This is a genomic window from Stenotrophomonas sp. FW305-3-2-15-E-LB1, assembly GCF_058787375.1.
Window position 1 is genome coordinate 1 of sequence record NZ_JBYSZR010000026.1, and the last position, 11,349, is coordinate 11,349.

Below are 11,349 nucleotides of genomic sequence, written 5' to 3' on the forward strand. Positions count from 1 at the left end.
GCGTGGATCTACTGGTTTGGTGGATGCGGACCGTTGGTCCGCACAGATGAGCCCATCCACGCATGGCGTGGATCTACTGGTTGGGTGGGTGCGGACCGTTGGTCCGCACAGATGAGCCCATCCACGCATGGCGTGGATCTACTGGTTTGGTGGATGCGGACCGTTGGTCCGCACAGATGAGCCCATCCACGCATGGCGTGGATCTACCGGTTGGGTGGGTGCGGACCGTTGGTCCGCACAGATGAGCCCATCCACGCATGGCGTGGATCTACTGGCTGGGTGGGTGCGGACCGTTGGTCCGCACAGATGAGCCCATCCACGCATGGCGTGGATCTACCGGTCAGCCGGCCGCGCTCAGCGGCGGCGTACCGCTCTCCAGCTTCGGCCAGCGCTTGAGCACTGCCGCGCGGATGCCGGCGGCGTCGATGCCGGCTTCCGCCAGCAGGTCTTCGCGGCTGGCGTGGTGCTGGAACGCGTCCGGCAGGCCCAGGTGCAGGATCGGACGCAGCACGTCTTCGGCGTTCAGCAGCTCGGCCACGGCCGAGCCGGCGCCGCCAGCCACCACGTTGTCCTCGATGGTCACCAGGCCGTCGTGGCTGTTGGCCATGGCCAGCACCAGCTCGCGGTCCAGCGGCTTGATGAAGCGCATGTTGACCACGCTCAGGCCCAGCTCGCGGCCGACCTGTTCGGCGGCGCTGACGGTGCTGCCGAAGGCCAGCAGGGCGATGCGGTTGCCCTGCACGCGCAGCTCGCCCTTGCCGATCGGCAAGGTGGACAGGTCGTTGCCGGCATCCACGCCGGTGCCGGTGCCGCGCGGGTAGCGCACGGCGGCCGGGCCGGGGTGCTGCAGGCCGGTGCTCAGCATCTGCCGGCATTCGGCTTCGTTGGACGGTGCCATCACCACCATGTTCGGCACGCAGCGCAGGAAGCTCAGGTCCAGGTTGCCGGCGTGGGTCGCGCCGTCCGGGCCGACCACGCCGGCGCGGTCGATCGCAAACAGCACGTCCAGGTCCTGGATGGCCACGTCATGCACCAGCTGGTCGTACGCGCGCTGCAGGAAGGTGGAGTAGATCGCCACCACCGGCTTGCCGCCCTGGGTGGCCATGCCGGCGGCCAGGGTCACCGCGTGCTGCTCGGCGATGGCCACGTCGAAGTAGCGCTGCGGGTATTCCTTGCTGAAACGCACCAGGCCGGAGCCTTCGCGCATCGCCGGGGTGATGCCGCACAGGCGCGGTTCGGCAGCGGCGGCGTCGCACAGCCAATCGCTGAAGACGTCGGTATAGGTCGGCTTCTTGGCGCCGGTCTTGGCCACCAGGCCCTTGTCCGGATCGAACGGGCCCACCGCGTGGTAACCGATCTGGTCGCCTTCGGCCGGCTCGTAGCCCTTGCCCTTGGTGGTCATCACGTGCAGCAGCTTCGGGCCCTTGGAGGCGCGCAGCGTCTTCAGCGTGGACAGCAGGGCGGGCATGTCGTGGCCGTCGATCGGGCCGGTGTAGTGGAAGCCCATTTCCTCGAACATGGTGGACGGCACGAACATGCCCTTCCAGTGTTCTTCCCAGCGCTTGACGAAGCGGGCAGGATTGTTCTTCTTGTCGCCGAGGATCTTCTTGCCGCCCTCGCGCAGCGCGTTGAGCGTGCGGCTGCCGGTGGCGCGGCCGAGCATCTTGGTCAGCCCGCCGACCGCCTCGGAGATCGACATGTTGTTGTCGTTGAGGATGACCAGCAGGTTCGGTTCCGGGTCCATGCCGCCGGCATGCATCAGCGCTTCGAAGGCCATGCCGGCGGTCATCGCGCCGTCGCCGATGACGGCCACGACCTTGCGGTCATCGCCCTGCGACTGGCGCGCGATGGCCATGCCCAGCGCAGCCGAGATCGAGGTGGAGGAATGGCCGACGCCGAAGGTGTCGTATTCGCTTTCCTCGCGCTTGGGGAACGGCGCAACGCCGTCCTTCTGCTTGACGGTGTGGATCTCGTCGCGGCGGCCGGTGAGGATCTTGTGCGGGTACGTCTGGTGGCCGACGTCCCAGACCAGCTGGTCGTGCGGGGTCTGGTAGAGGTAGTGCAGGGCCACGGTGAGTTCGATCACGCCCAGGCCGGCGGCGAAGTGACCGCCGCTCTTGCCCACCGACTCGATCAGGTAGGCGCGCAGCTCATCGGCGACCGCGCGCATTTCGGATTCGTCGAACGTACGCAGGTCATCGGGCGTCTGGATGCGCGCGAGGCGGGGATAGCGGGCAGAGTCGATCATCGTGTTCGCACTTATTCTGAACGCCCATTTTCGCCCTCAATCGGGGGTGGGGCAAGCAAACGCCGCCGCCCGTGACAGGACGGTGAGGGTTGCCGGTGCCGGTGTTCAGGTGCTGAGCTTGGATCGCTTGGGCAACTGCGCCTTCAGGAAGGCCATCTGGTCGGCCAGGATGTTGCGGTTGGAGAGGATCAGGTGCTCGATCCAGCTGGGCCGGTAGGGGATGGCCAGCAGGGGCATGTTGGCCTGCTGCGGGGTGCGGTTGCTCTTGCGCGAGTTGCACTGGAAGCAGGCGGTCACCACGTTTTCCCAGCAATCCAGGCCGCCCTTGGACAGGGGCATGACGTGGTCGCGGGTGAGGGTGGGGCGGTTGAACTGCTGGCCGCAGTACAGGCAGAGGTGGGCGTCGCGGGCGAACAGCGCCGGGTTGGTCAGGTTGGGCGTGGGGTCCGGTGCGCGCGAGCGGGCGTGGCCGCGGGCAGCGATGATCGGGTGCAGGTCCATGCCGCTCTGCAGGCCGCTGAGGCGGTTGGTGCCGCCGTGGATATGCAGGCAGGGGTCGCCCAGGGTCCAGGAGACCGCGTTGCGGGCGTAGAGACAGGCTGCGTCCTGCCAGGTGATCCAATCCAGGACGCGTCCGTGGGCGTCAAGCGAGAGCAGGCGGACGGTGCCGGGGCGATGCAGCGGGCTGGCATTGGGCGATGACGCGGCGCCCGGAGCAGAAATCGAGGCTCCGGCTTCGATCAGACCCAAGCGTGTAGTGTCTGTCTCCATCGGGAGAACAGCTTATACCCGAATCATTGCGATTTGTGTATCGCCCGTGGGCGATACGCAAATCGCAGGATTCGGGTCCGCGCATTCTTCCTATCCCCCGCGCCGTTGGCGCGCCCCCCTTAACAAAGGGGGGCTCTCCTCCAGATACATGGCGGGGTCTGGGCCCTTATCCACGCATGGCGTGGATCTACTGGGGTGCCCACGCATGGCGTGGATCTACCGCTGCCGGCCAGCGGCCGGCACTACCGGGGTGTTGAGGCTGGGTCAGGCGCCGAAGCGCTCGTCGTCCATGGCCATCAGCGGGGCGGCGCCGGCCTGCATGGCGGCGGCGTGGGCGAGGGTGCGCGGCAGGACGCGGGCGAAGTAGAAGCGGGCGGTTTCGCGCTTGCCCTGGGCGAAGGCGGCGCCGTGTGCGCTGGCGTCGGCGGCAGCGACGCTGCGGGCCCACCAGTAGGCCAGCACCACGTAACCCGAGTAGAACAGGTAGTCGTAGCTGGCCGCGCCCAGTTCGTCAGGGTTGGCGGCGGCGCGCTTGAGCACGTCCATCGTCAGCTTGCCCCACTCGGCCGCCTTGGCCTGCAGCGGGCCGATGAACTCGGCGAGTGCCTCGTTGCCTTCGTGTTCCTTGGCGAAGGCTTCGATCTCGGCGAGCATCAGCTTCAGGCCGGCGCCCTGGCTGGAGGCGGTCTTGCGGCCGATCAGGTCCAGCGCCTGGATGCCGGTGGTGCCTTCATACAGCGTGGTGATGCGTGCATCGCGCGCCAGCTGCTCCATGCCGTGCTCGCGGATGTAGCCGTGGCCACCGAAGCACTGCAGGGCGTTGTAGGTGTTCTCGATGCCCCATTCGGTCTGGCAGGCCTTGGAGATCGGGGTGAGGAAGCTGACCAGGGTGTCGGCGCGCTCACGCTCGGCGGCGTCGCCGGCGCTGTGTGCCACGTCGATGAGGGTGGCCGCGTGCAGGGCCAGCAGGCGGCTGCCTTCGACCAGCGACTTGATGGTCAGCAGCATGCGGCGCACGTCCGGGTGGACCAGGATCGGGTCGGCGGCCTTTTCCGGGAACTTGGCGCCGCTCAGGGCGCGCGACTGCAGGCGCTCGCGGCTGTACTTCAGCGCGTTCTGGTAGGCACGCTCGGACAGGCCGATGCCCTGCAGGCCGACGCCCAGGCGCGCGGTGTTCATCATGGTGAACATGGCCTGCAGGCCCTTGTGCGGCTGGCCGACCAGGTAACCCTGCGCACCGTCGAAGTTCATCACGCAGGTGACCGAACCCTTGATGCCCATCTTGTGCTCGATCGAGCCACAGCGCAGTGCGTTGCGCTCGCCGACGTTGCCTTCACGGTCGACCTTGAACTTGGGGGTGACGAACAGCGAGATGCCCTTGGCGCCCGGCGGGGCGTCGGGCAGCTTGGCCAGCACCAGGTGCACGATGTTTTCAGTCAGGTCGTGCTCGCCGGCGGTGATGAAGATCTTGGTGCCGGTGATCGCGTAGCTGCCGTCGGCGTTCGGCTCGGCCTTGGTCTTCAGCAGGCCCAGGTCGGTGCCGCAATGCGGTTCGGTCAGGCACATGGTGCCGGTCCAGCGGCCTTCGATCAGCGGCTTGAGGAAGGCGTCGTGCTGCCACGCCTCGCCGTGCTGCTTCAGGGCCTCGATGGCGCCGTGGGAGAGCAGGGGGAAGTTGCCCCAGGCCAGGTTGGCCGCGTTGATCATTTCGTTCAGCGGCACGCCCAGGGTGTGCGGCAGGCCCTGGCCACCCAGTTCCGGTGCGGCGGTCAGGCCGGTCCAGCCGCCATCGACGAACTGGTCGTACGCCTGCTTGAAGCCGGGCGGGGTGGTCACTTCACCGGTGGCCTGGTCGAGCACGCAGCCGATCTCGTCGCCCACGCTGTTGAGCGGGGCCAGCACGCTGGCACTGAAGCGGCCGGCTTCTTCCAGCACGGCATCGACCACGTCGGCGGTGGCGTCGGTGAAGCCCAGGCGGGCGAACAGCGGTTCCACCTTGAGCACGTCGTGCAGGGCGAAACGGAGGTCGGAAAGCGGGGCGGTGTAGCTGCTCATCGGTGACGTCTCGATCAGGACAAAAGGGCGCGGCAGGCGATGCCGCGGCGAAAGGGGGATCTCAGCGCAGCACGCCGGGCAGGCCGGGGGCCTGGTTGAGGGTGCTGCGGCCGCTGATGTCGAAGCTGCGCTGCTTCTTTTCCTGCGGCGTGGCGGCCACCGTGCCCTTCAGGCCATAGGCCAGGGTGCGGTTGCCGGCCAGGGCGTCGGCCACCACCAGGCGCGCGCCGGAGCTGGGCACCAGGTCGAGGTTGATGACGTCGGCCGAGGTGCCGCCGATGGAGATGGCCGGCTTGGCCTGCAGGGTGCCTGCTTCGGTGTCGCCGACGGTCAGGGTCAGCGTCACATCGTCGAAGGTCATGGGCATCGAGCTGTAGTTCTGCAGGCGCAGGGCGACGGTCCAGTTGCCGTCGGCGCGCACGGTGAGCTGCTGCAGGCTGGCCGCCGGTTCCGAAACACGCTTGACGATGCCATCGCTGCAAGCAGCCAGGGCCAGGGTGCACAGGACGATCAAGGCGAAACGGAAACGGTGGAGCATGGGCGCAGGTCCTTTGTAGGGGGTGCGTGGGATAAGCATACTACGGCGTATGGTGGAATGGATCGCCCATGGCGACCCGTCGCAGAGGGTAGCGCGTGAGCATGACCGGCAGGCGTGCGCGGGACGCTGCCAGGGGCGCGCCCGGGATGCTGGAAGGGTTGGGGTTCAGTCGGCCGGCGTGGGCGCGGGATCGCGCAGCGGGGCCATCACCCGCAGGGGCGCCAGGTCGTAACCCATTGCTTCGGCTTTGGCCTTGAGCTGCTCGAACAGGGCGCGGTCCATGTCGGGCAGGCGCGAGAGGATCCACAGGTATCGGCGGTCGGGTTCGCCGACCACGGCCCACTGGTAGTCCGGGTCCAGCGCGATCACCCAGTAGTCGGCCCAGACCAGCGGCACCCAGCTCAGCCAGTCCGGGGCGAAGCGCACCTGCAGCTGGCCGGGCCGGCCTTCCACCGGGCGTGCCACGCCATCGGCGGCGATGCGCTCTCCGCTCTGCACGCGGCAGGCGTTGCTGACGCTGATGCGGCCGTCGCGGCGCAGGCTGTACGTCGCCGTGATGTCGCCGACGCACTTTTTCTGGAAGGAGACGGGGAGGTGTGCGATCTCATGCCACTGGCCGGCATAGCGATCGATATCCAGCGCCTGGACCGACTGCACGTTGGCGGCGCCGGCGTGGGCGGCGGCGATCAGCAGGCAGGGCAGCAGCGCGTGGCGCAGTCGCATGGGACGTCTCCGGTCGAGACGTCGAGAGTAGGCGACTGGACGCTGGACCGGGCGTGAAAACCATCGTTCAGGTTCCATCGGTCGCGCGAAGCGGCAAAAAAAAGACCTGCATTTCTGCAGGTCTTCAAACTGGTGGCCGAGGACGGAATCGAACCGCCGACACGGGGATTTTCAATCCCCTGCTCTACCAACTGAGCTACTCGGCCAGTCTGGTTGGCCAACCGCGCGAACGCAGTGGCCGGAAAAAAAAGACCTGCATTTCTGCAGGCCTTCGAAAGTGGTGGCCGAGGACGGAATCGAACCGCCGACACGGGGATTTTCAATCCCCTGCTCTACCAACTGAGCTACTCGGCCACTTGTTTCGTTGCAGCGAGGTCGCTGCCAAGGACGCGCATATTACGGAGGTCGACTGCGTTCGGCAAGCGTTTTGGCAAAAAACCTTCACATTGCCGTCTGCGCGCGCGCAAGTGCTTGATCCTCGGTGCCCAGCAGGCGGCCACAACGGGCAGTGCGCGCTGCGGAAATCAGCGGTCCGCCGATATCGGCAAAGCCGCAACCGCAGGGGCTGGGTCCGGTGCGGCCGGTGGAACGCTGTTTCTGCTGCCTCCCAGCCCCGCGCCTGCGGCGTACTGTCGAGGTTCCTTTTTCGATGCTGGCCGCAGCAGAGACCGTTGCCATGTCCGACACCCCGACCACCACCACGCGCATCGTGCTGGCCTCGCGCCCCCAGGGCGCACCGACCGACGCCAACTTCCGCCTGGAACAGGCCGCGCTGCCGGCACTGCAGCCGGGCGAAGTGCTGCTGCGCAACCGCTATCTGTCGCTGGATCCTTACATGCGCGGACGCATGGATGACGGCCCGTCCTATGCCGCGCCCGTGGCGGTGGGCGCGGTGATGGAGGGGCAGACCGTGGCGGAGGTGCTGCAGTCCACGGTGGCCGGTGTTGCCGTAGGTGACCACGTGCTGGCACCGGGTGGTTGGCAGACCCATGCGGTGCTGTCTGCCGCCGCGCTGGGCCGCCGCCTGGATGCGGCCGGACTGCCGCTGAGCACCGCATTGGGTGTGTTCGGCATGCCGGGCTTCACCGCCTACTCCAGCCTGCATGAAATCGCGCGCCTGAAGCCGGGTGAGACGTTGGTGGTGGCCGCTGCGAGCGGACCGGTCGGTGCCACGGTCGCGCAGCTCGCGCGCCTGCAGGGGGCACGCGTGGTTGCCATCGCCGGTGGCGCAGCCAAGCAGGCCTACCTGCGTACGCTGGGCGTGGACGTGGCGCTGGATCATCGCGCGGCGGATTTCGCCACGCAGCTGCGTGACGCCGTGCCGGATGGCATCGATGTGTACTTCGAGAACGTCGGCGGTCATGTCCTGGATGCGGTACTGCCACTGCTCAACGATTTCGCCCGCATCCCGGTCTGCGGCACCATCGCCACCTACAACGCACGCGGTGCCGAGCAGCCCGGACCGGACCGGCTGCCGGCACTGTTCAGCCAGATCCTGCGCCAGCGGCTGACCGTGCGCGGTTTCATCGTGCATGACTTCAAACACCTCTGGCCGGACTTCGAGCGCGAGATGGGGCAGTGGCTGCGCGAAGGGCGCATCCAGTACCGCGAGGACGTGGTCGAAGGGTTGCAGCGCGCCCCTGAGGCATTCTTCGGACTGCTGCAGGGGCGTAACTTCGGCAAGCTGGTGGTGAAGCTCGACTGAGCTGGCCGCGGCTATCGGGCCGGGCAGGGCAGGTCAGCGGCAGGGCGGGTGCGCCGCGCACTCACGGCGCGAAACGTACCTGCCGTGGGTCGCTGACGCTGATCTGCGTCTGGTAGTAGTACTTGCCGCTGGGCTGGCCGTTGCCGTCGATGAAGTCGATGCGGACCTGGCGCGCGGTGCCGCGCACCAGCAGGCGGCGGTTCTGCAGGTGGTCCAGCTTCAGGCCCAGCGCGCTTTCCAGCCCCGGCCGCAGGGCCGAGTCCATGTTGAGGGTGATGTTCAGCGGATGCCGGTAGTCGCGTTCGCTGTTGAGGTAGATGCGGCCATCGTCGCTGCCGATGGCCTGCACGGTCATGGCGAAGATGCCGGAAATACCGCGTGCCGGATCGTCCTGTGCGGCGCGCACGGCTTCGTAGTTGCCGATGTAGCCGGGCATCGGCGGCGGCGCAGCGGCCAGGCGGTGGGCACAGCCGGTCGTGAGCAGCAGCGGGGCCAGCAGTGCGGCCAGCAGGGTGGGGCGGTACATGGCGCTTCCTTGTGCGTCGGTGATGTGCCGATTCTGGCCGCGCGAGCGTTGCAGCCACAAGCGCACTGTCCATCCCGCCCGCCGATGGGTCATGCTGGACGCCTGTTGCATCGACCAGGGAAGGACATGCCGAAGACCGCCGACGTTCATGCCATCGACTGGGCAACGCTGCAGGGTGCCTACGGCGACGCGTCCGAAGCGGGCGCACTGCTGGCATCGATGATGGACCCGCAGCACCAGCAGGACTGGAACGACATCTGGTCGCACCTGTGCCACCAGGGCACGGTCTATTCGGCCAGCCACGCGGCGCTGCCGGTGCTGCTGTCGATCGCGCGGCAGACCGGGCGCAGCGACGGAGATGATGCGCTGCTGCTGGCCGGCGCCATCGTTGCCGGCTCGGACGTGGGCGACCCCGGGCTGGTGCCGCATGGCGATGTCATCCAGGCGTTGCGCAGCAAGGTGCACAAGCGCCTGCAAGGCACGGGCAAGGATGCGGTGCCGCTGTCCGACGATGGTCACGGTGAACGTGGCTGGTTGCGCCAGGCCTGGCTGGGCCTGAGTGGCGAGAAGGCCTGGTCGCAGCACCTGGACCGGCTTGCCGAGGGCGAGATCGTAGGCGAGTGCGTGGCCTGTTCGGCGGATCTGTACTGCACGCTGGATGCGGAAGCGCCGTACGTGTGCCATGAGGATCCGGTGTTCGGCGCGCCGTCGGCGACGACGGCACTGTTGCCGGGCGAACCGGTGGGCGTGGCCGAGCAATGGCTGATGCACCAGGTGCGCGATGATGGCGACCAGCGCGCCGAGCAGTTGCTGGCGCTGGCGTTCGGTCATTCCACCTGCAGCGCCTGCGGGCATCCGTTCGCCGTGCGCGAATGCGCGCAGGCCTGAACTGCATGCCGCCCCTGCACGCGGTGCTCGCGGCGGCCTGACCTGCGCATCACCGGCGCGCGTCTAGCGTGCGTTGACCGGGCCGGCCTGTTGCCGGCCGGAGCGCCCCCATGAACGACAAGCAGAACCCCAACCAGCAGCAGGCCCGCGAGGGTGCCCAGGAAAGCCGCCAGGATCGCCGGCAGGATGAGGTGGCAAAGCAGCGACCGGGCCAGGACGACCAGCAGGTGCATGACGCGCATTCGCGCCGGCCGCAGCGCAAGGATGGAAGCCAGGACCCGGCCTGAGAGTGCCAGTGGCCGCTGGCGCCCGGCCTATGGCTGCGCCAGCAGTGCCGACACTTCGCGGATGCGCAGGTCGAGAAAGCGTGCGTCGCGCGCGGAGATGAGGCTCGAACGAACGTACGCTTCGTAGTTCTCCCCGGCGCATCCGCCACCCGACAGGCAGACGGACGCCATCAGCGGTGAGCCGCTGCTGCAGTCATATCCCATGCGGCAGCCGACGATGCTCCACGCATGGCCCGAAATCGAATCGGAAGAGAGGTCCGCGTACCGGCCCGTGGCGCTGCTGTGTGCGGGGTACGCCACCAGTTCGCCAAGCCGGAACAAGGCGGCCGGGTCTTTTGATCTGGCAACATCGTCCATCAGGCGCGTGTAGGCGGCCGCGTCCGGTTTCTCGCCGTTGAGCAACAGCAGCCGGGCCTGGGCGGCGAGGTCGCCGCGGGTGGCTGCAGACTCAAGCCAGGCACGGATGGCCTCGATCGGGATGATCTGGCCGCCATCGACCTTCGCGCACAACGCCGCGGTGGAACGGGCAGTGCGCATCATTTCTGCCGTCTCCTCCGGGTACGGCGTGTGGCGGGCCATGACTTCGTAGCCCGGCAGGTAGTTTTCTGGTGCGATGTTGACCGCGAAGCAGCGCTCGTACAGTTCAGCCAGTTCACGCTGGGAAACCGCGTCCCCTGACTGCGCGCGTGCCTTGAGATCGCCGAACGCGAATGCCTGCGGGCGCGGCGGGGTGGCGGGCGCAGGGCCGGCAGCGGGAAGGCCTGGCGCGGCGGGCGCTTTCGGGGAGGAAGGGGCCGCAGTGGGCGCGCGCCCACCGGCGGCGGTGCTGTGGTCACGGCCGTCGCCCGACCAGATGGCGTAGGCCCCGATGGCCAGGAGGACAATCGCAGCAATCAGCGTCCGTGCGTTCTTCCCGATCACCCGCGTGTCCTCGTGGCCGATTCCGTTGCCAACCGTGCAACAAAAAAGGCCGGAAGCCCTGTTATTTCAGGAGTTCCGGCCTTCTGAGTGCGTTGCCGCACTGAATAGTGGTGGAGCCAAGGAGGATCGAACTCCTGACCTCGTCATTGCGAACGACGCGCTCTCCCAGCTGAGCTATGGCCCCACGGCTGGGATCCAGTGTAGCGCCGGCCCCCGGGCTTGCCAAGCGGCGGCCCGGAGCCCATGGCAGGCTGAGCTCCATCACCGCCGAGGAACCCCACATGACCGACTACCACCCGCTGGAGTGCGACCTGCATGATGTGCTGGAAATCGCCTGCCTGCACCGCGCCCTGCTGCAGGTCGAACTGCGCGACGGCAGCCGTTTCGTGGCGCGGGCGCGGACCACCGAGAGCACTGCGGACAAGGAAGAGTTCCTGCTGCTGGATGCGCCCGACGGCGAGCGCCGCATCCGCCTGGACCAGCTGCATGCTGTGGCCACGGTGGGCGCTGATGGCACTGCCGGCGCGCGCACTGTGCTGGGCCCGGGGCCCGCCGACGGCAGTGGCGAAGCTGAACAAGGTTTCTGAATCAATGGCTTGGCGCCGTCAATAACCAGATCCGGCTAGGCGGCGGGCGTAAAGAGGACCAGAACGGTGCCGTTAATGGGGGTGCGCTTTCGAGCACTCC

Annotated in this window: 11 protein-coding genes and 3 tRNA genes; 4 read left to right on the forward strand and 10 right to left on the reverse strand. The window is 67.8% G+C overall.

All coding sequences use genetic code 11. The features are described 5' to 3' along the window. Positions 1-340: 340 nt before the first annotated feature. The 7 genes from dxs to AC3WL7_RS16405 all read right to left on the reverse strand — a co-directional run bounded on the left by dxs (position 341) and on the right by AC3WL7_RS16405 (position 6,689). Entirely contained in the window at positions 341-2,248 is a 1,908-nt protein-coding gene (gene dxs / locus AC3WL7_RS16375) for a 1-deoxy-D-xylulose-5-phosphate synthase (RefSeq protein WP_492751679.1), read from the reverse strand. Between the two features lie 105 nt (positions 2,249-2,353). Continuing rightward, complete coding sequence (locus AC3WL7_RS16380) at positions 2,354-3,019, reverse strand: HNH endonuclease (protein WP_079222565.1); 666 nt, start codon at positions 3,017-3,019, stop codon at positions 2,354-2,356. Between the two features lie 264 nt (positions 3,020-3,283). Then, positions 3,284-5,074 (reverse strand): acyl-CoA dehydrogenase C-terminal domain-containing protein, encoded by a 1,791-nt coding sequence (locus tag AC3WL7_RS16385; protein ID WP_492751681.1) that lies wholly within the window; start codon positions 5,072-5,074, stop codon positions 3,284-3,286. Positions 5,075-5,135: 61 nt separating this feature from the next. Next, entirely contained in the window at positions 5,136-5,612 is a 477-nt protein-coding gene (locus tag AC3WL7_RS16390) for an LEA/WHy family protein (protein WP_492751683.1), read from the reverse strand. Between the two features lie 165 nt (positions 5,613-5,777). Then, entirely contained in the window at positions 5,778-6,335 is a 558-nt protein-coding gene (locus tag AC3WL7_RS16395; RefSeq protein WP_492751686.1) for a lipocalin family protein, read from the reverse strand. Between the two features lie 130 nt (positions 6,336-6,465). Then, positions 6,466-6,541, reverse strand: a tRNA-Phe gene (locus AC3WL7_RS16400). A 72-nt stretch (positions 6,542-6,613) separates the two neighbouring features. Then, positions 6,614-6,689, reverse strand: a tRNA-Phe gene (locus tag AC3WL7_RS16405). 322 nt (positions 6,690-7,011) lie between these two features. Here AC3WL7_RS16405 and curA point away from each other — a divergent pair. After that, positions 7,012-8,040, forward strand: a complete 1,029-nt coding sequence (gene curA, locus AC3WL7_RS16410) for an NADPH-dependent curcumin/dihydrocurcumin reductase (protein ID WP_492751688.1) — start codon at positions 7,012-7,014, stop codon at positions 8,038-8,040. 61 nt (positions 8,041-8,101) lie between these two features. On the opposite strand, the gene AC3WL7_RS16415 is transcribed toward curA, so the two are convergent. Further along, on the reverse strand, positions 8,102-8,566 hold the full coding sequence (locus AC3WL7_RS16415; protein WP_079222561.1) for a hypothetical protein: 465 nt from the start codon (positions 8,564-8,566) through the stop codon (positions 8,102-8,104). Between the two features lie 126 nt (positions 8,567-8,692). Between AC3WL7_RS16415 and AC3WL7_RS16420 the strand changes: the two genes are divergently transcribed. Continuing rightward, positions 8,693-9,454 carry a hypothetical protein gene (locus AC3WL7_RS16420; RefSeq protein WP_492751691.1) on the forward strand — a complete coding sequence of 254 codons (762 nt, stop codon included), beginning with the start codon at positions 8,693-8,695 and terminating at the stop codon, positions 9,452-9,454. Between the two features lie 110 nt (positions 9,455-9,564). After that, a complete protein-coding gene (locus AC3WL7_RS16425; RefSeq protein ID WP_174208691.1) occupies positions 9,565-9,741 on the forward strand; it encodes a hypothetical protein in 177 nt (58 codons plus the stop codon). Positions 9,742-9,768: 27 nt separating this feature from the next. Here AC3WL7_RS16425 and AC3WL7_RS16430 read toward each other — a convergent pair whose 3' ends face one another. After that, on the reverse strand, positions 9,769-10,662 hold the full coding sequence (locus tag AC3WL7_RS16430; RefSeq protein ID WP_492751693.1) for a hypothetical protein: 894 nt from the start codon (positions 10,660-10,662) through the stop codon (positions 9,769-9,771). Between the two features lie 108 nt (positions 10,663-10,770). Further along, positions 10,771-10,846, reverse strand: a tRNA-Ala gene (locus AC3WL7_RS16435). Positions 10,847-10,943: 97 nt separating this feature from the next. Between AC3WL7_RS16435 and AC3WL7_RS16440 the strand changes: the two genes are divergently transcribed. Next, positions 10,944-11,249, forward strand: coding sequence for a Rho-binding antiterminator (locus AC3WL7_RS16440; RefSeq protein ID WP_492751695.1), 306 nt, complete (start codon positions 10,944-10,946; stop codon positions 11,247-11,249). The last annotated feature ends 100 nt before the right edge of the window (positions 11,250-11,349 follow it).